We start from the raw sequence: 17,194 nt of genomic DNA on the forward strand, positions 1-17,194 counted from the left end.
CACATCACACAAGTTTTCTCACAAAGATTGAGATGGTTTCATGTTTTATTACGACAACTTCTGTGCCTTTTATAATAAACTCTCCTTCGGAAAGTGCATCGTATCGTACATTGTCGATCAATATTTTTCCTGAAGGGCGAAGGTCTGTAAGGGCAAATCCAGTTTTTCCGGTGAGATCAAGTTTTGTTGCAGAGCTTATATAACCTTCCGACGCACGTTGTTCATCTTTCAATACAACACGTTGAAACAAAGGACTGTTAAATAAGTTTCGACCGAACACTAATGCTAAAATAACTGAAGCGAACATCGAAACAATTACAATTCCAAAAGCACTCATTAAATTTCCTCCGGTAAAACTAAAATCAAATAAATTATTGGCCACCAGGCTAAAAGCCAATCCACAAATTATGCATATTATACCTAGTATGCCGGCCACTCCAAAGCCGGGAATAATAAAGATCTCGGCAAGTAACAGTAATATACCAATAACAAATAAAAGTATTTCCCAGTTTGCCGCTAATCCTTGCAAATAAAGTGGTGCAAAAAATAAAGCGGCAGCAATTACGGCCACAATTAAAGCAAAACCAATTCCTGGTGCTTGTAGCTCAAAATAAATTCCACCAATAATTAACAGAATAAGAATACCACTAATAGCGGGTTTTGTAAGAAAATCCAATGCATAGTCAACCCATGTTAACTCCTGCGTTTTCGATTCGTAGTTATTAATATTCTCCTGCTTCAATATTTCGGCAATACTCTCTGCACGTCCATCACAATACTTGTTTTTTATAGCCTCTGAGGTCGTAAATGTTAAAACGGTTCCACGCGCTTTAACACCTGGAACAATTATATTTGAATCCACAAACGCTTCAGCAATCCGCGGATCACGGTTATTTGCTTCTGCTGTTGCACGCATAAGCGAACGCATATACGACTGATACTTCTCAGGCATTACTTGTCCTGTTTGGTTTACAACACTTGCAGCGCCAATACTGGCAGCATTTCTCATGTATATTTTATCACACGCAATGGCGATCAATGCCCCTGCCGAAGCAGCATTATTATTTATAAAAACTACCGTTTTAATCGGTGACTCCAGAATGATCGTACGAATAGAATCAGCCATATCAAGCATCCCACCATAAGTATTCATGTCAATTAGAATCACATCGGCTTTATATTCATTTGCCTCCTTGAAGGCCTGTTTTGTTTTTCGCCATGCAGCCGGAGCTATTTCTTCACTTATTCGAAATTGATAAACTTTTATTTTTGAATTCGATAATTGCGTAGTATCCTGCGCATTAACTGAAAAACAGATCGAAATAATAGCTAAAAAAAGAAAGTAAATACGTTGAATCATAGATTTTGATAGGTTCTTTTAACTTTGTGTTAATTATTACAGTTAAAAGTTGTGATTAAAGATAAGGTAAATACTCATTTTTCTAAAGAATTTAATGGATTTGTGTGGAAGATCATGGTCGACGAAAAGAAGGATATGCTTGCTTTAGAGATCAGAAATGCCGAATTAAAAACGACTTCATTCACCTGTATCAATATTAATAATCAACAAGTTACTATTAATAATTTACAACTTGAAGAATCTTGGTTCTGTGGGATGGAAATTATTTCTGATGGAGTTTTATTGTTGCATTATTATATAAATGAATCTTCTCCTGAACATAAAGGAATGATTGCGTTTGATGCTTGTTCAGGCAAAATGTTATGGGAAAATTATACGCATGCCTATTCCGGAGAAAAATGGAATGCTTTTATAGCTTACAACACCCGAATAGAACCTAAACGTTTTGTTTATCTCGATAAAACTACGGGTCAGGTTGTTCAACCTATTCCTGACGATGAAAAAGCTTCATTACAAAACTCCTTCTTCACATTTCCTGAACTTGTTGACGCAAAAGTTTATGAATCTTATTTGAGTCCACATACGCCCGAGGGGATTGTTGAATTAGCACAAACAGATAACACAACTATTATTTCATTCTATATAAAAGATAATCAAGTAGTTACAAATTACATAAGAGTTTTCAACAATATGAATGAACTTGTTTTGGAAGACAAAATGCTTTCAGACATACAAAATCAAGGTTCTGATACGTTTTTTGTCTACAAAAAGTGCTTATTGTACATAAAAAACAGGTCAAAAATTGTCGGTTATTTCTTATAATTGCGGCTGCTTACAATTAACGTTTATGAAGAGATTAGGATTATTATTTATGTCGGTTTTTGGCGTTTTGTCGATTGCCAAAGCAACAACTATTGATTCATTGGGAATTAGTGAATACAAAGGTAAAGCGGTAATTCTTCACCTTGTTGAATCAAAGGAGAACTACTATTCCATCAGTCGTAAATATCATGTAAGTCCTTCTGAATTGATGGAATTTAATGATAATGCTCCAATCAGAATCGGTGATACATTAAAGATCAACAAAAAAGGGTTGACATTAAAAAAAGGAGCTACAGCTGTGGCTTCAGGAAAAACCATTGAACATACAGTTGCGACAGGAGAAACATTATTTGCCATTTCAAGAAAATATGGAGTTTCTGTTGAAGATATCATTAATTTAAACGGTTTAACAGATAATAGCGTTAAAATTGGTCAAAAATTAAAGATCAACTCGGGAGGAAAATCAGCAGCTACCGTTGTAGTTACTCCGCCTGCTAAACCAACTGAGACTGTTGTAAAAGTAGAACCGAAACAAGAAGAAGTAAAGGTTAAACCAACAACAACACCCGTAAAAACTGAACAGAAGCAGGAAGTGGAAACGGATGAAAATGCAGCAGTTGTAGATACATCTGTACCGGCAAAAGTAGGTCGTGAAATTCATGAAAGCGGTATGGCCACCTGGATCAGTGATAATGATTTAAACCAAGCTAAAAGCGTTGCATTGCACCGTACAGCTCCAATTGGAACAATCGTTAAAATAACCAATCCTATGACTAACAAAAGTGTATATGTGAAGGTGGTTGGTAATTTCCCGGAAAGTGCAGATACCAAGAATGTTTTGATTGTAATATCAAAATCGGCGGCGAACTTATTAGGTGTACGTGATCAGAAATTCAGAATCGATCTGGCGTACGCAATGTAATCATTAAGGATGAGTAACAGACCTTTTGTAATTGGAGTTGCCGGGGGGAGCGGATCTGGTAAAACCTATTTTTTGCGCTCGCTGCTTAACCATTTTCAACCTGAACAAATTTGTATTGTTTCGCAGGATGATTACTATATTCCTGTTGGAGACTTAAGTCCTGAGGAGAATAAACTTTACAACTTTGATCTTCCACGAACAATTGACAACGATAAGTTTCATCTGGATGTCGAAACGCTTATAAAAGGAGAATCGGTTTTCAAAAAGGAGTATACGTTCAACAACCCAAATGCGATTCCCAAAATGCTGGAATGTAAACCTGCTCCAATTTTAGTTGTTGAAGGTTTATTTATTTTCCACTTTGAAGCGATTAATAAGCTCCTTGATATGAGGATATTTATTGATGCACACGAAGAACTGGCACTTAGACGTCGCCTTAAACGCGATCAGGAAGAACGAGGTTATTCTCACGAGGATATCATGTATAAATGGGAACATCACGTAGTTCCTGCCTATAACGAGTTCTTATTGCCACATAAATTAAACGCCGACATTGTTGTTGATAACAATGAAGTACAGGATATTGATTTTATTGGTTTTAAACATGCTGTAGAAGAACGATTGATCAAAAAGAATATGTAATCTTCTAAAAGATACAAAACAAGAGCGGCTTTATTAATATAGAGCCGCTTTTGTTAGTTTATTACAGGATGGATCAATCCCAAAAAGGAGAATAACCTTAGTTGTTATAGTCTAAAATATAAAAAAAGCTGACCCGCATTGGATCAGCTTCATTATAATAAGGGCTAACTGAATAGCCCGAACACCAGTCTTTCTTATTATAAAACCATTTCGGGAACTTCACCCTCAACAATTAATTTACCTGCTGTTGAGTTTTTAATATATTCAACAGAAATACCGGGAGCACGCTCTAATAATTTAAAACCTCCTTCAGGAAGTACGTCAAAAACGCCCAGCTCTGTAACTATCTTTTTTACACAACGCGTGCCGGTTAAAGGTAAAGTACAAGCAGGTAATAACTTAGATTCTCCGGCTTTATTAACATGCTGCATAGCTACTATGATGTTCTTCGCAGAAGCTACCAAGTCCATCGCCCCTCCCATTCCCTTTACCATCTTACCTGGAATTTTCCAGTTAGCAATATCTCCATTTTCAGATACCTCCATTGCCCCTAAAATAGTCAGGTTTACTTTCCCAGCGCGAATCATTCCAAAACTTAGCGCCGAATCAAAAATTGATGTGCCCGGTAATGTGGTGATAGTTTGCTTGCCCGCATTGATTAAATCAGGATCCTCTTCTCCTTCATAAGGAAAAGGGCCCATACCTAATAATCCGTTTTCAGATTGCAGGGTAACAGAAATTCCTTCAGGTATATAATTGGCCACTAAAGTAGGAATACCAATTCCGAGGTTTACATAATAACCATCCTTTAGTTCTCTTGCTATTCGTTTAGCTATGCCGTTTTTATCTAACATTTTTCTTTTTTTTGATTACACCGATTGATTTTCGATGACTATAAATGATTACACCGATAGAACGTCTAATGATTAAAGACTCAAAACTCAAGACTAAGATTACCCTTCTCTCTTCCGAACGGTACGTTGTTCAATCCTCTTTTCGTAATTAGAACCTTGGAATATACGGTGAACATAAATACCAGGAGTATGAATCTGATCAGGGTTTAATTCTCCTGCAGGAACTAACTCTTCCACTTCTGCAATGGTAATTTTACCACCCATTGCCATTAAAGGATTGAAATTTCTTGCTGTTGAACGGAAAATTAAATTGCCATGTGTATCACCCTTCCATGCCTTTACAATCGCAAACTGAGCATCAAAAGCATATTCTAATAAGTAATCTTTACCGTTAAAATTCCTGATTTCCTTTCCTTCTGCAACCTCGGTGCCCACACCCGCAGGTGTAAAAATTGCAGGCATCCCATAACCGGCAGCCATACACCGCGTAGCCAGGGTTCCCTGCGGAATTAACTCTACTTCAAGCTCTCCACTCAACAACTGACGCTCGAATTCGGCATTTTCACCTACATAAGATGAAATCATTTTTTTGATTTGCTTATGCTGCAATAATAAACCCAATCCGAAATCATCAACGCCTGCATTATTAGAAATACAAGTGAGATCCTTCACGTTTTTTTTCACTAAAGCTGAAATACAGTTTTCCGGAATACCACACAAACCAAAGCCACCCACCATAAGTGTTAGTCCATCAGTTATGTCTTTAACCGCTTCGTCGGCATTAGCAACAACTTTGTTCATAAATATTTAACTATCGTTTATTGATTAAAGGTTCTCAGAATTTGAGGTACCAAGCCGGCGACTCACAATACTGATAAATTGGTCTTCTAAAATACTACTTTACCCGCACTATTGTTAATGTTTGCTTCCTTAAAGTTTAGATTAACAGCAATTTTTCTTACTTAAAGTTTATTTAAAATTTGTCTAAATATTATTTGTATTCAATCTAAATATTGCTTTATATTTGCAGCAGTTTATAACGAGATGGAAGAGGTAAAGTTTTTAGATTCAGCTGTTTTTAAGTCATCTGTTAATCCAACAGATCCGGAATTAGCAAAAGGTTTAAATATTTATTTAGGTGGATGTTGCGCATTTAAAAAATGCTGCAAGAAATATAAAAAAGGTAAAGCTTGCAAAAGCTGCCCTAAACATTAATGATTTGGTAATCGTTTTTACGATTATCTATTTGAATATACAAAAACGGTCCGGTTAAAATTAACCAGACCGTTTTATGTTTTAATAGGAAGTAATCAAAATATTGACCTATTAGTTAAGGTAGTAAACATCTCGAGGACATGAATACCTGCTACTGAATTACCAAATTTATTAAGTCCAGGGCTCCATGTAACTACACTCAATTCTCCCGGCAAAAATGCGGCAATACCGCCTCCCACACCGCTTTTCCCTGGTAATCCAACACGGTAAGCGAACTCTCCTGCTTCATCATAGAAACCACAAGTGAGCATTATCGCGTTTAAACGTTTTGCCTGACCCGAAGTTAAAATTTGTTGGCTGTTTACAGGCAGAACTCCATGATTGGCAAATAGTAAAAATGCTTTTGCAAGCTGTTTGCATGTCATTTCAACCGAACAAACATGGAAATATAGATCCAGAACTGTTTCCACATCATTATGAATATTTCCAAATCCTTTCATAAAATTGACGAGGGCCCGGTTATTAAAGCCATGTTCGCTTTCCGAAGCCACCACAGCTAAATTGAAATCAATAGAAGTATCTCCTGCCAGCGTTCGGATAAAATTTAACACCTCTTTCTTAGGGTCGTTAAAATTTGAAACAATTACATCGGCTATTACCAACGCACCTGCATTAATGAACGGATTTCGTGGAATGCCTTTTTCAAATTCAAGCTGCACTAATGAGTTAAATGGATTCCCCGAGGGTTCTACTCCTACTCTTTTCCATAATTCCTCTCCTAAAACTGAAACAGCCAGGGTAAGGGAAAATACTTTAGAGATACTTTGAATTGAAAATTTTGTATTTACATCTCCAACACTAAAATTTTCTCCCTGCAAAGTATCAACAGCTATACCAAAATGATTAAGTTCAACTTTGGCAAGTTCAGGAATATAATCCGCTACTTTACCTTTATTAATAGAACTTTGTCCGAAAATAGCAACTTGCTGTAAGATTGACTGATAATCGATTCGCATTGAATATTGTTCCAGATTACTTCAATTTTACAATAGTTATTCCATCGCCACCTCTGTCAGGGTGTTCATCTTCCATTTGATCAACGGCCGAATATTTTTTCAGGTAATCGCGAATAAGTTTTCGCAAAATACCGTCACCTCTTCCGTGCAAAATTCGTAATGAACTTAATCCCATCATTAACGCTCTGTCCATAAACTTCTCTAACTCGTAAAGCATTTCTTCACCACGCATACCCCGTACATCTATTTCCGGACTAAATGAAGCCCGCTGCTGAATCTGATAATCGGCATACCCACCTTTGCTTTGTTTTACAGGTTGATCTTTACTTTGAATTTTCTCCAACCTGTTAACTTTCACAACCGACATCAGCTCTCCAATCGCAATAACTGCATTGGTTTTATTCAACTCAATGATTTTTCCAGTAGTATCACTATCGATTAGTTTTACCCAATCGCCCACAGCCAATGGTTCTGCTTCTTTTTTACGTACAGGCTTATCCGCTTTCAGTTTCAGCTTCTGTTGTTCTTGCTCCAACCGCTGGCGTGCCTGTTTCGTTTGCTCTTTATCTGCTTTTGCTGTTCTAATTTCAGCAATGGTATTCTCTACTAATTTATTGGCGCCTTTAATGATATCCTGGGCCTGTTGCTTAGCATCATTAACCAATTTCTTACGATTTTCATCGAAGTACTCTTTCAGTTTTTTATTTTCTTCGAGCAATTCATTCAATCGTTTCTGGCGCTTCTCAATCTCTACTTTGGTATCGTAAACCTGTTTCTTTTCACGCTCCAGATCTACCAACAAAGTATCTACCTTCTTCTGCTGATCACCAATCTTTACTTTTGCCAATTTGAGCACTTGTTCAGGCAAGCCTATTTTTTGCGCAATTTCAAAGGCGTATGAGCTACCTGGCTTACCTATTTGCAAAACATACATCGGCTGCATATGCACATTATCAAACAACATCGATGCATTTTCAAGTCCTTCCGTATTATTGGCGAAAAGTTTAAGATTAGAGTAGTGGGTGGTGAGCACACCCTTTACTTTCTTCTGATTGAGCACCTGTAACACCGCTTCGGCAATTGGCCCACCAAACTGCGGATCTGTTCCTGTACCAAACTCGTCAATCATTACAAGCGTGTGAAAATTAGCCATCTCCACAAAGTTTTTCATTTTGGTAAGATGCGCGCTATAGGTACTCAAATCGCTTTCAATTGATTGATCATCTCCAATATCTACCAGGATTCTGCGATAAAGGCCCATTTCAGAATGACTATCAGCAGGAATCAGCATACCAGCTTGTAGCATTAATTGCAACAAACCTACTGTTTTCATGCAAACCGACTTACCCCCTGCATTTGGACCTGATACCAGTATTATTCTTCCTGTTTCGTCAATTTTGATATTTAAGGGAACTACCGTTTGCTTAGTCTGCTTAAAGTTTAAATACAAAAGCGGGTGACGAGCATTGCTCAGTTTCAAATAAGGCTCATTCTTCAATATTGGCATGCTTGCATCCAGCTTAATGGCCAATGAAGCTTTAGCACGAATAAAATCGATCTTAGTTAGTAATCCATGATAAGCAATTAATAATGGAGAATAAGGTCGAACTTCATCTGTTAAGGCTGTCAGTATTCGGATGATCTCCCGTCTTTTTTCAAATTCAAGGTCACGAACTCTATTATTTAAATCGAAGACTTCTGCTGGTTCCAGGTAAATAGTTTGCCCCGTGGCGGATTCATCATGAATAAAGCCTTTCATTTTTCGCTTATGCTCCGCTAAAACGGGAATCACTAAACGGCCATCTCGAATTGTCAGACTCCCATCGGCACTCCAACCCTCTTTAATGGCGTTACGAAAAATAATATCCAGCCTTCTGCGCGATTCGCTTTCAGCGGCAGCTATTTCACGAATCACCTTATTCAACTCCGGCGATGCATTGGGCCTAATTTTACCTTTAGGATCAATTACCGCATCAATACTTTTCAATATCTTTTGCTCAATCGCCATTCCTTCAAACAATGCCTGAAGGTTGGGATATTGCTCTTCGCGATCTTTGAAATAGCGAATTGTTTGAAAAACTGTTGTTAACGCTAAAGTGAGGGAATAAAAGTCTTCTTCCGAAAGAAAAGCACCTTCTATCCTAATTTTGTTAACAAGATATTGAATATCAATAAAGTTAGCTGAAGGAAATGGCGCATCATTCATCAATATTTCCTTAAATTCAGCTGTTTGAGAGAGCAGTTTATTAAGCAGTTCAAAATTTGTAATGAACTGCATCTTATCAACCAGGTTTTTACCCATCAAGCTTAAGCACTCATTGCGCAAAAGCTCTTTTATATCATTGAAACCTAATTTTTCTCCTACGTTTTCGGGATATAACACTATTTGTATTTTTAATCAGGTTAAATCAACCTTTTTTGATTCAACCATTCTATTGAACAGGGTGCTTCTTTAAATCTAATTTCCTAAAAACGGAGTCTCTCACCCTTTTTAACGAGTCTCTGTTTATAGTTTTTTTGTTTACCGTTTTACCCGCAAAAGGTTTTTCAATTGAAGCTGGTCGATCAGTTTTAGACAACTCACTTTGCCTTTTCGATAAGCTATCAATCATCTGCTCATACATTACATCCATTATTTCAGGATTATTGAGGTAGTATTTCATGCTTCTGCTTAATGCAGCAGTATCAATACCATACTTTTTGAATACAAACTCGTATGAAGCTTTTGTAACACGTTTAGCAGAGTCGTCTTTAGGAATCCGGTACGATCGTGACTCTATCAAATGTAAATCGGTAAGAATATTCTTCATTTTTTCTTCCGGAATTACATCTGAGGGACGGCTATCATTTTTACAGCCGACAACTAAGACACTTAAAATAAAGGAACTAAATAAACATATCTTTATTATTTTTTGTTTTCCAACAGTTGGAAGCTTTACATTAAACATTATTATCCTTATGATTTTATTGAACATGCTCGTTTCATATTGTAAATTTGCGAACCATTGAAAAGCCAGATGGTTTTTCTTTACATTTTTCGTTTTTAATAATCTGTAAAATTATACATTAATGAGCATCTCTGCCAATATCAATGATTTTAAAAAGCAATTAGGCGCAGTAAAAGTTAAACTTATAGCCGTTTCCAAGACTCAACCAGTAGAAAAAATTCAGGAAGCTTACGATGCGGGGCAACGAATTTTCGGTGAAAACCAGGTTCAGGAAATGGTAGATAAGTATGAACATTTGCCCAAAGATATTGAATGGCATTTAATTGGACACCTTCAAACGAATAAAGTTAAATACATTGCTCCGTTTGTAAACCTTATCCATTCTGTCGACAGTCTTAAATTGCTTCAGGAAATCAATAAGCAAGCGCTCAAAAACAACCGAGTTATTGACTGCTTGTTACAAGTTTATATTGCCGACGAAGAGACTAAATTCGGTCTCGGATATGATGAACTGATAGAATTACTTCGCTCGGAAGAGTTTTCTACATTGAAAAACGTAAGCATTGTTGGAGTTATGGGCATCGCAACTAATACCAACAGTCAGAAACAGATAAAAGAAGAATTCTACGAGCTCTCCACCTTATTTAATGGTTTAAAAACTGCATTTTTCCGAAACAACCCGACATTCAAAGAAATATCAATGGGCATGTCAAGCGACTACTTGATCGCCATAGAACAAGGCAGCACCATGATCAGAGTAGGAAGTGCCATTTTTGGAGAAAGAACGAAGAAACCGATTTCCAATAATAATTTATAGTATTTAGTTCATAGATAATGGATCATAGCATCCCATAAACTATGATCCATGAACTATGAACCACCTAACAACTTATGTCAATTACAATACGAGAAGCACAAAAAACGGATTGCCCGCGTTTGCTGGAATTAATAAAAGAATTAGCGGTATATGAAAAAGCTCCGGATGCCGTAACCGTTACGCTTGAGCATTTTGAGGAAACCGGTTTTGGGCCTAATCCGGTTTGGAAAGCATTTGTAGCCGAACAAGACGGTATTATAGCTGGTTTTTCCTTGTATTATGTACGCTATTCTACCTGGAAAGGAGCTCGGATGTACCTTGAAGATATTTTGGTAACAGAAGAAATGCGTGGCAAAGGCATTGGAAAACTATTATTCGACCGACTTATTGTTGAAGCCATGGAAAAGAACTTTAACGGTATGGTTTGGCAAGTGCTGGAATGGAATGAACCGGCAATTAACTTTTATAAAAAATATGCTGCCAATTTTGATCCTGAATGGATAAATTGCAGCCTTGAATTTTAATACTGAATGGAGTACAATCAACGACAGAATGCAATGTAACTTAACCTAAACTATTCATTCTCTCTCACTGCTATCATTCTATAAAAAACACGCTTTACATGCAGATATTTAAGTTTGGAGGAGCATCAGCCAAAGATGCCAATGGAATACGGAATATTACCAAAATTGTTAAAGAATACGGTTCTCCTCAGAATTTGTTGATTGTGGTTTCGGCTATGGGAAAAACAACCAATTCCCTTGAAGACCTTACCAAAGCTTTTTTTAATCGCCAGGATAATACACATGAAATCTTTGAACAAATAAAACAGTATCATTTTGATGTTATTGATGAGCTGTTTGAAGGTGCTGAAAAAGAAAAAGTGGCTGATGATATTTCGAATCAATTTGTGGAAGTCGATTGGATTATTGAAGATGAGCCACACGACGAATTTGACTATGTATACGACCAGATCGTTTCTATTGGTGAATTAGTATCCACAAAGATTGTAAGTGCTTACCTAAACGCTAATCAGGTACAAAACAAATGGATCGATGCCCGGGGATATATCCAAACTGATAACACCTACCGTGAAGGTAAAGTAGATTGGGATCTTTCTGCTACATTGATTCAAAACGAACTTCCGGCAATATTAAAAAATGAGATCATTGTAACCCAGGGTTTTGTTGGAGGAACATCGGAAAACTTTACTACGACATTAGGACGCGAGGGTTCCGATTATAGCGCCGCCATTTTTGCATATAGTTTAAATGCTGAACAGATGACTATATGGAAAGACGTACCCGGAGTACTAAACGCCGATCCTAAATGGTTTGACAATACGCAGAAATTAGATCAGCTATCTTATCTTGATGCCATTGAATTAGCTTATTATGGAGCAACGGTTATCCACCCGAAAACCATCAAGCCTTTGCAGAATAAACAAATTCCATTATACGTTCGTTCGTTTATCAAACCGGAAGAAAGTGGAACTGTAATCAGTAATGAGGCTCCCAAAAAGATCATACCTTCATTTATTTTTAAAATTAAACAGGTGTTGATCTCCATCTCTCCTACAGATTTTTCTTTTATTGTAGAAGAAAATTTAAGCGATATTTTTGAAGTATTTCATGCTACGGGTGTTAAAATTAACACCATGCACAATTCTGCAATCAGTTTCTCTGTAAGTGTTGATTTTGATGAACGTAAAACTCCGGTATTAATTAGCAAGTTAAAAGAATCCTTTAAGGTTCGCTATAACGACAACCTGGAACTCATCACCATCAGACATTATAACCAGGAAACAATTGATCGCGTGTTGGTTAACAAAGAGACTCTATTGGAGGTTCGTAGCAGACATACCATTCAAATGGTTGTGAAAGATCTTAGCAATTAATACATTATTCATAAAATAAGAAAGGCATTTGGAATACTCCTTTCTAAAGGATTTCCAAATGCTTTTACTTTTATAGCTGTTATATACTTTATTTCTTTTTCTCTACTACAACATTTTTGACTTTACCGAACGGTAACATATAGCTTAATGTATAATTGAAGTTAAAGATGAAATCCTTTTTAAAACCTACCCCCGGAATATAAAGGTCGTCAAATGATTCATCCATTGAACTTGATAAAGGAAACGCACCTCTTATAGTCCAACCCATAATAAAGTTTTTAACCATTTCCACTTTCATTCCTACAACCAAATCTAAACTGACTACCGTTGAGTTAGGTGGAGAAAAAGAGCCTGTGGAAGAACCCGTCCAATAGTCGTCACGAATCTTATAATTGTTAACGTCCGTGCTTAACATACTATACACTCCACGCATACCTACGTAAAATGAGTTATTGGTAGGTTTACTAAATTTGATGATATTGTAATTAAAGCCCAGTTTTAAATACGGGCCTTTAATAGAATAATCAAGGAAATCATTTACTTGCGTTCCATGCCCATATCCTGCTTCAGCCGCAATATACCAGTTATTGTTAAGTCGAAGATCACCTACTACCTCAAAAGCCTTTATATCCTTGTCAAATGCATAGCGGATAGGGTAACTAATATCAACACCTAAAGTAAAAGCTTTAGGTAATTTATAGGTTACAGTATCCTTTTTAGATTTAACCCTGGTTGAATCTTGAGCAACGGCTGCTGATGAGATAAATAATAAACTACTTAAAGTAAATATAAAGAGCAGTCGAAGCTTCATTCGTAATATCAGTTTGTTGTGTTACACTATTTTTAAAGCGATTTTGAGTGGCCGTTGCATTTTTAATGGTGAAATCAAATTTAAAACCACATTCTTGAGAAACAAACGCTCTCCGACCTTCATAATCAATCTTTAAGGTATCTTTCGTTATTTCCCGTTTTTTAGAGGCAGGATTCAACTTATTTATTACAAAAGTAAATGTGCTTGTCTGTGCATTGTTATTCAATGGCAAAACAATTCGTTGAACACTTCTTAATGAATCCACTACTAGAGAATCGGTTCCAATTCCTTTCACAACAAGTGTATCAGGTAGTGAAAATTTAAAGGTATCCAGTTCACCGGTTTTCTTATTTAGTGTATCTCTGTAAAACTCTACTACTACTCCAGGGCTTGGATTAGTATCGCTACAAATTTTATCGGTATTGCAAGCAATGACTCCAAAAACAGTAACTACTATTAAAAGGGTACCTATTAATTTCATTCAATAGTTAGATTAATTGCCAAACTTAGAAAAATAAGAAGCAAGATACAAGGTGATACTTTTAACTAAATAAAAATGAGAACTTTAGAAAAATCAACTTAACACGGCTAATCATAATGAAAACGGCATTTTGCAATAAGTATTTCATCATCCTTAACTTTATATATAAGCCTATGCTCATTGTCAATCCTTCTTGACCAAAAGCCTTTATACTTATGTTTCAAAGGTTCCGGTTTTCCAAGACCAGTAAACGGCGTTCGTGAAATATCTTTTAATAACTCGTTAATTTTCAACAAGTACTTCTTATTTGTTTGTTGCCAATATAAATAATCCTCCCAGGATTCATCTACAAATACATATTTCATTCTTCAATTAAACCCTTTTCAAAAGAGTTTCCATTATTAAGCTTTTCAATAGCAGCATCCAGACGTTTTTCATTTATTTTAGAAGATAGCTCATGGCTTGTAGCCAACAACGAATTATATTCGGCTAACGACATAATAACGATACCATTATCCTTTCCTCTATTAATGATAAGTGTTTCAAGATTTTTAGATACTTCGTCAAAGTATTTTTTAATATCTTTTCTAAAATCTGAAATGGTTGTTGTTAACATCATGTACATATTTATGTACAAATATAAGTACAAATTTCAATAATTAATACGTTTTAATTAGCTAAATCATATCCCATAGAATGAAAAGAATCACTAATTACAATGATTACATCAGCTAAAAACCAAATGCAACAACCATTTAAATAGCTTGTACATACTTTTTTAGCGCTTACTCTCCTTAAATTTCTTCAAAATCGAATTACCCTTAAGCTGAACCGCTTTAGGGAGTTTTTTCCAGTTTTCTGAATATTCTACATGGTACTTGTCATCTTCATTTCCAGAAGGAAAATAGGCTGTAGCTTTATACTTATCAAAATCCTTGTCATAAACAATTACCTTTAAAGGTTTTGCATCCAATCCGTCACTTTCTCCATAATAAACAAGGTAGAATTCAGGTTTTCCGTCGTTATCTTCATCTGCAGCAGCGCAATAGTCGTACTGAAACTCGGGCCAGTAAACCTCATTGCCGAAATCCTGAAATTTGCATTTCTCTACATACCCCCCGTGATCTTCCAGCAAAACATAGGCAAATAAATTCTTTACAGTTAACTGATAAGGTTCATTAAAATCTTTCCGAACAACACCATATTCACCATTTTCTTGCTTTTCATAAACATCAGTACTGTCGCCGCCAAAATGCTCCTCCTTTATGATTTTCTCTTTGAAAACAAACTTAAAGTATCCCCATTGAGGGGCTTCAACATTGATAATCAAAGCAGTATTCCCTTTGTCCCCATAATCATAGGAAACATCTTCATTCAATTCGTTAAACTGATCATCCGATGGACGGATATAATTAACGCTGACTTCCTTACTCCCTATTTTTCCTTTGGCTTTATCATTTATTGCCTTGCTTTTACTGTGAGAGTGCTCACACGAAGAAATAAGTACGGTAGAAAATAAAAATAATAGATAATAATATTTCATATTAGTAGATAAGAGATGTAATAAAACGCTTAATTAGCAGCACTTGTTATAGTTGGCATGTATTCAATTATAACCGGCTGATTGTTAACAAATAAAAACTCAGGTATTTGTTCTTTTGGAAATAAAAAAACTAGTTTTCGACTTTTGGTCGAATTCTCTTTAATGGAGGATTCAATATTCCCCCACATGTTTACCGGATCTGTTAGCATAGAAAACTGCACTTTATATTTTGTTTTACTTTTAACGTCTAGCAAGTAAAAATTATCAAAATTCAGGTCCTGTTTCCGGTCGCTTTTGTTAGTTATTGTTAGGTAAATAATACAAATTTTTCATTTTTTCCCGCTCTATAATAACCACTCCCTGTTGAGATAGTACTTCCTTCTTCAACTCTATCGATAGTTAAATTTATATCACTATTATATTGGTAGTTAGTAATTTTTGTTTGACGGGTGGTATAGCAAGATGTTAAAAAAACACCAGTAAGCATAAAAAGCAGATATTTCATTTGATTAATATCTATCATATTAAACTTTAAACTAATTACTGTTGTTACAAAAACAATAAAAAAGCCTGTTAGAGAATTCTAACAGGCTTTATATTAATTTTAAACTTGAATTACTTCACGGCGTCAACAACTGCCTTAAAAGCTTCAGGATTATTCATAGCTAAGTCAGCAAGAACTTTACGGTTCAAACCGATATTTTTAGTGTGAATTTTACCCATGAAAGCAGAGTATGACAAACCATGCTGACGAACTCCAGCGTTGATACGCTGAATCCATAATGCACGGAATTCGCGTTTTTTAACTTTTCTGTCACGGTATGCATATTGCAAACCTTTTTCTACGGTGTTTTTAGCAACCGTAAATACTTTACTTCTTGAACCCCAGTAGCCCTTGGCTAATTTCAGGATTTTTTTTCTGCGACGGCGAGCCGCAACAACGTTAACCGATCTTGGCATTTTTTACGTTTTTTAGTAGTCAGCGTCCTTTGTGGAACTTATGTCAACTCTCGTTGACGAGCTGAATCCTTGGTTAATTAATTAATTTAATAAATCTGGATAAGATCAACTTATTTACCAATACAAAGCATGCGTTTTACGTTACCCATGTCTGCTTTATCAACTAAAGCTGCTTGAGTAAGGTTACGTTTTTGCTTAGTAGTTTTTTTGGTCAAAATATGGCTTTTGAAAGCACATTTTCTTTTGATCTTACCTGTTCCAGTTAAGCTAAAACGTTTTTTAGCGCTGGAATTGGTTTTCATTTTCGGCATTACTCGTCTTTATTTAGTTTAAAATTATTTCTTGTTTTTAGGAGCAACGATAAGGAACATACGTTTACCTTCTAATTTAGGTAACTGTTCAACCTTACCAACTTCCTCTAAAGCCTGAGCGAATTTTAATAATAAAATTTCTCCTTGCTCTTTGTAAACAATCGCGCGACCTTTGAAATGTACATAAGAACGTACTTTATCTCCTGCCTCAAGGAATTTAATCGCATGCTTTAATTTAAACTCAAAGTCATGATCATCCGTATTCGGTCCGAAACGGATCTCCTTAATAACAGTTTTTTGAGCGTTTGCTTTAATTTCCTTTTGTTTTTTCTTCTGCTCGTAGATGAATTTATTATAATCTGTAATTCTACAAACAGGAGGAACAGCATTAGGTGAAATTTCAACAAGGTCAAGTCCCAACTCCTCAGCTAGCTCTATGGCTTTTGCTAAGGTATAAACACCTTGTTCAACATTTTCGCCTACAAGTCGAACTTCATCGACACCACGAATATGTTCGTTAATTCTGTGTTCTGCCTGTTTTCTAACCGGCATAGGACGGGCACCACGTGGGCCTCTGCCAAAACTTTGCTGTGCT

23 protein-coding genes are annotated in these 17,194 nt (G+C 36.0%); 7 read left to right on the top strand and 16 right to left on the bottom strand.

Features of this window, described 5'->3' with window-relative positions:
- Window positions 1-4: 4 nt before the first annotated feature.
- The gene (locus SOLCA_RS09850; RefSeq protein ID WP_014680298.1) at window positions 5-1,360 is read right to left on the bottom strand and encodes an NfeD family protein; all 1,356 of its coding nucleotides are present in this window, start codon (window positions 1,358-1,360) and stop codon (window positions 5-7) included.
- A gap of 51 nt (window positions 1,361-1,411) precedes the next feature.
- Here SOLCA_RS09850 and SOLCA_RS09855 point away from each other — a divergent pair, with 51 nt between their 5' ends.
- Genes SOLCA_RS09855 through SOLCA_RS09865 form a run of 3 tightly spaced genes read left to right on the top strand, consistent with a single transcriptional unit; the run spans window position 1,412 to window position 3,746 of the window.
- A complete protein-coding gene (locus SOLCA_RS09855; RefSeq protein WP_014680299.1) occupies window positions 1,412-2,182 on the top strand; it encodes a DUF4905 domain-containing protein in 771 nt (256 codons plus the stop codon).
- A 25-nt stretch (window positions 2,183-2,207) separates the two neighbouring features.
- On the top strand, window positions 2,208-3,104 hold the full coding sequence (locus tag SOLCA_RS09860) for a LysM peptidoglycan-binding domain-containing protein (RefSeq protein ID WP_014680300.1): 897 nt from the start codon (window positions 2,208-2,210) through the stop codon (window positions 3,102-3,104).
- Window positions 3,105-3,113: 9 nt separating this feature from the next.
- Window positions 3,114-3,746, top strand: a complete 633-nt coding sequence (locus SOLCA_RS09865) for a uridine kinase family protein (protein ID WP_014680301.1) — start codon at window positions 3,114-3,116, stop codon at window positions 3,744-3,746.
- 197 nt (window positions 3,747-3,943) lie between these two features.
- Here the strand turns inward: SOLCA_RS09865 and SOLCA_RS09870 are convergent, their stop codons facing one another.
- Both SOLCA_RS09870 and SOLCA_RS09875 read right to left on the bottom strand, forming a co-directional pair.
- On the bottom strand, window positions 3,944-4,600 hold the full coding sequence (locus tag SOLCA_RS09870) for a CoA transferase subunit B (protein WP_014680302.1): 657 nt from the start codon (window positions 4,598-4,600) through the stop codon (window positions 3,944-3,946).
- A 99-nt stretch (window positions 4,601-4,699) separates the two neighbouring features.
- Entirely contained in the window at window positions 4,700-5,401 is a 702-nt protein-coding gene (locus SOLCA_RS09875; RefSeq protein ID WP_014680303.1) for a CoA transferase subunit A, read from the bottom strand.
- 243 nt (window positions 5,402-5,644) lie between these two features.
- On the opposite strand from SOLCA_RS09875, the gene SOLCA_RS23135 reads away from it, so the two are divergent.
- Entirely contained in the window at window positions 5,645-5,815 is a 171-nt protein-coding gene (locus SOLCA_RS23135) for a hypothetical protein (RefSeq protein ID WP_014680304.1), read from the top strand.
- A gap of 95 nt (window positions 5,816-5,910) precedes the next feature.
- Here SOLCA_RS23135 and SOLCA_RS09880 read toward each other — a convergent pair whose 3' ends face one another.
- The 3 genes from SOLCA_RS09880 to SOLCA_RS09890 are packed head-to-tail and all read right to left on the bottom strand — an operon-like array spanning window position 5,911 to window position 9,779.
- Window positions 5,911-6,831, bottom strand: coding sequence for a glutaminase (locus SOLCA_RS09880; protein ID WP_014680305.1), 921 nt, complete (start codon window positions 6,829-6,831; stop codon window positions 5,911-5,913).
- A gap of 16 nt (window positions 6,832-6,847) precedes the next feature.
- Window positions 6,848-9,214 carry an endonuclease MutS2 gene (locus tag SOLCA_RS09885; RefSeq protein WP_014680306.1) on the bottom strand — a complete coding sequence of 789 codons (2,367 nt, stop codon included), beginning with the start codon at window positions 9,212-9,214 and terminating at the stop codon, window positions 6,848-6,850.
- Between the two features lie 49 nt (window positions 9,215-9,263).
- A complete protein-coding gene (locus SOLCA_RS09890; RefSeq protein ID WP_014680307.1) occupies window positions 9,264-9,779 on the bottom strand; it encodes a DUF4296 domain-containing protein in 516 nt (171 codons plus the stop codon).
- A gap of 121 nt (window positions 9,780-9,900) precedes the next feature.
- Here SOLCA_RS09890 and SOLCA_RS09895 point away from each other — a divergent pair, with 121 nt between their 5' ends.
- The 3 genes from SOLCA_RS09895 to SOLCA_RS09905 all read left to right on the top strand — a co-directional run bounded on the left by SOLCA_RS09895 (window position 9,901) and on the right by SOLCA_RS09905 (window position 12,493).
- The gene (locus SOLCA_RS09895) at window positions 9,901-10,596 is read left to right on the top strand and encodes a YggS family pyridoxal phosphate-dependent enzyme (protein ID WP_014680308.1); all 696 of its coding nucleotides are present in this window, start codon (window positions 9,901-9,903) and stop codon (window positions 10,594-10,596) included.
- Window positions 10,597-10,670: 74 nt separating this feature from the next.
- Window positions 10,671-11,120: a GNAT family N-acetyltransferase gene (locus SOLCA_RS09900; RefSeq protein WP_014680309.1), complete on the top strand. Its 450-nt coding sequence runs from the start codon at window positions 10,671-10,673 to the stop codon at window positions 11,118-11,120.
- 98 nt (window positions 11,121-11,218) lie between these two features.
- Window positions 11,219-12,493: an aspartate kinase gene (locus SOLCA_RS09905; RefSeq protein WP_014680310.1), complete on the top strand. Its 1,275-nt coding sequence runs from the start codon at window positions 11,219-11,221 to the stop codon at window positions 12,491-12,493.
- An 88-nt stretch (window positions 12,494-12,581) separates the two neighbouring features.
- Here the strand turns inward: SOLCA_RS09905 and SOLCA_RS22315 are convergent, their stop codons facing one another.
- From SOLCA_RS22315 to infC, 10 genes are all read right to left on the bottom strand, one after another.
- The gene (locus SOLCA_RS22315) at window positions 12,582-13,304 is read right to left on the bottom strand and encodes a DUF6048 family protein (protein WP_014680311.1); all 723 of its coding nucleotides are present in this window, start codon (window positions 13,302-13,304) and stop codon (window positions 12,582-12,584) included.
- Complete coding sequence (locus SOLCA_RS09915) at window positions 13,267-13,785, bottom strand: DUF6452 family protein (protein WP_014680312.1); 519 nt, start codon at window positions 13,783-13,785, stop codon at window positions 13,267-13,269. Before SOLCA_RS09915 ends, SOLCA_RS22315 begins: the two co-directional genes overlap by 38 nt.
- Window positions 13,786-13,892: 107 nt before the next feature.
- Window positions 13,893-14,150: a Txe/YoeB family addiction module toxin gene (locus SOLCA_RS09920; RefSeq protein ID WP_014680313.1), complete on the bottom strand. Its 258-nt coding sequence runs from the start codon at window positions 14,148-14,150 to the stop codon at window positions 13,893-13,895.
- A complete protein-coding gene (locus tag SOLCA_RS09925; RefSeq protein WP_245536770.1) occupies window positions 14,147-14,404 on the bottom strand; it encodes a type II toxin-antitoxin system Phd/YefM family antitoxin in 258 nt (85 codons plus the stop codon). Before SOLCA_RS09925 ends, SOLCA_RS09920 begins: the two co-directional genes overlap by 4 nt.
- Before the next feature lie 159 nt (window positions 14,405-14,563).
- The gene (locus tag SOLCA_RS09930; RefSeq protein WP_014680315.1) at window positions 14,564-15,328 is read right to left on the bottom strand and encodes a hypothetical protein; all 765 of its coding nucleotides are present in this window, start codon (window positions 15,326-15,328) and stop codon (window positions 14,564-14,566) included.
- Window positions 15,329-15,357: 29 nt separating this feature from the next.
- Window positions 15,358-15,654, bottom strand: coding sequence for a DUF4352 domain-containing protein (locus SOLCA_RS23950; protein ID WP_157604704.1), 297 nt, complete (start codon window positions 15,652-15,654; stop codon window positions 15,358-15,360).
- The gene (locus SOLCA_RS09940; RefSeq protein WP_014680317.1) at window positions 15,636-15,851 is read right to left on the bottom strand and encodes a hypothetical protein; all 216 of its coding nucleotides are present in this window, start codon (window positions 15,849-15,851) and stop codon (window positions 15,636-15,638) included. Before SOLCA_RS09940 ends, SOLCA_RS23950 begins: the two co-directional genes overlap by 19 nt.
- A 92-nt stretch (window positions 15,852-15,943) precedes the next feature.
- On the bottom strand, window positions 15,944-16,288 hold the full coding sequence (gene rplT, locus SOLCA_RS09945) for a 50S ribosomal protein L20 (protein ID WP_014680318.1): 345 nt from the start codon (window positions 16,286-16,288) through the stop codon (window positions 15,944-15,946).
- Window positions 16,289-16,398: 110 nt separating this feature from the next.
- Entirely contained in the window at window positions 16,399-16,599 is a 201-nt protein-coding gene (gene rpmI / locus SOLCA_RS09950) for a 50S ribosomal protein L35 (protein WP_014680319.1), read from the bottom strand.
- Window positions 16,600-16,623: 24 nt separating this feature from the next.
- A complete protein-coding gene (gene infC / locus SOLCA_RS09955; RefSeq protein ID WP_014680320.1) occupies window positions 16,624-17,151 on the bottom strand; it encodes a translation initiation factor IF-3 in 528 nt (175 codons plus the stop codon).
- Window positions 17,152-17,194: the final 43 nt, after the last annotated feature.

Source organism: Solitalea canadensis DSM 3403 (assembly GCF_000242635.2).
Lineage (GTDB): Bacteria > Bacteroidota > Bacteroidia > Sphingobacteriales > Sphingobacteriaceae > Solitalea > Solitalea canadensis.

Excerpts from the sequence above, each read along its gene's own strand:
- SOLCA_RS09860 (WP_014680300.1), top strand. The coding sequence starts at position 2,208 with ATGAAGAGATTAGGATTATTATTTATGTCGGTTTTTGGCGTTTTGTCG.
- infC (WP_014680320.1), bottom strand. The coding sequence starts at position 17,151 with ATGCCGGTTAGAAAACAGGCAGAACACAGAATTAACGAACATATTCGT.
- SOLCA_RS09900 (WP_014680309.1), top strand. The coding sequence starts at position 10,671 with ATGTCAATTACAATACGAGAAGCACAAAAAACGGATTGCCCGCGTTTG.
- SOLCA_RS09865 (WP_014680301.1), top strand. The coding sequence starts at position 3,114 with ATGAGTAACAGACCTTTTGTAATTGGAGTTGCCGGGGGGAGCGGATCT.
- SOLCA_RS09875 (WP_014680303.1), bottom strand. The coding sequence starts at position 5,401 with ATGAACAAAGTTGTTGCTAATGCCGACGAAGCGGTTAAAGACATAACT.
- SOLCA_RS22315 (WP_014680311.1), bottom strand. The coding sequence starts at position 13,304 with ATGAAGCTTCGACTGCTCTTTATATTTACTTTAAGTAGTTTATTATTT.
- rpmI (WP_014680319.1), bottom strand. The coding sequence starts at position 16,599 with ATGCCGAAAATGAAAACCAATTCCAGCGCTAAAAAACGTTTTAGCTTA.
- SOLCA_RS09870 (WP_014680302.1), bottom strand. The coding sequence starts at position 4,600 with ATGTTAGATAAAAACGGCATAGCTAAACGAATAGCAAGAGAACTAAAG.
- SOLCA_RS09905 (WP_014680310.1), top strand. The coding sequence starts at position 11,219 with ATGCAGATATTTAAGTTTGGAGGAGCATCAGCCAAAGATGCCAATGGA.
- SOLCA_RS09920 (WP_014680313.1), bottom strand. The coding sequence starts at position 14,150 with ATGAAATATGTATTTGTAGATGAATCCTGGGAGGATTATTTATATTGG.
- SOLCA_RS09880 (WP_014680305.1), bottom strand. The coding sequence starts at position 6,831 with ATGCGAATCGATTATCAGTCAATCTTACAGCAAGTTGCTATTTTCGGA.
- SOLCA_RS09850 (WP_014680298.1), bottom strand. The coding sequence starts at position 1,360 with ATGATTCAACGTATTTACTTTCTTTTTTTAGCTATTATTTCGATCTGT.
- SOLCA_RS09890 (WP_014680307.1), bottom strand. The coding sequence starts at position 9,779 with ATGTTTAATGTAAAGCTTCCAACTGTTGGAAAACAAAAAATAATAAAG.
- SOLCA_RS09930 (WP_014680315.1), bottom strand. The coding sequence starts at position 15,328 with ATGAAATATTATTATCTATTATTTTTATTTTCTACCGTACTTATTTCT.
- SOLCA_RS23135 (WP_014680304.1), top strand. The coding sequence starts at position 5,645 with ATGGAAGAGGTAAAGTTTTTAGATTCAGCTGTTTTTAAGTCATCTGTT.
- SOLCA_RS09915 (WP_014680312.1), bottom strand. The coding sequence starts at position 13,785 with ATGAAATTAATAGGTACCCTTTTAATAGTAGTTACTGTTTTTGGAGTC.
- rplT (WP_014680318.1), bottom strand. The coding sequence starts at position 16,288 with ATGCCAAGATCGGTTAACGTTGTTGCGGCTCGCCGTCGCAGAAAAAAA.
- SOLCA_RS09895 (WP_014680308.1), top strand. The coding sequence starts at position 9,901 with ATGAGCATCTCTGCCAATATCAATGATTTTAAAAAGCAATTAGGCGCA.
- SOLCA_RS09940 (WP_014680317.1), bottom strand. The coding sequence starts at position 15,851 with ATGATAGATATTAATCAAATGAAATATCTGCTTTTTATGCTTACTGGT.
- SOLCA_RS09925 (WP_245536770.1), bottom strand. The coding sequence starts at position 14,404 with ATGATGTTAACAACAACCATTTCAGATTTTAGAAAAGATATTAAAAAA.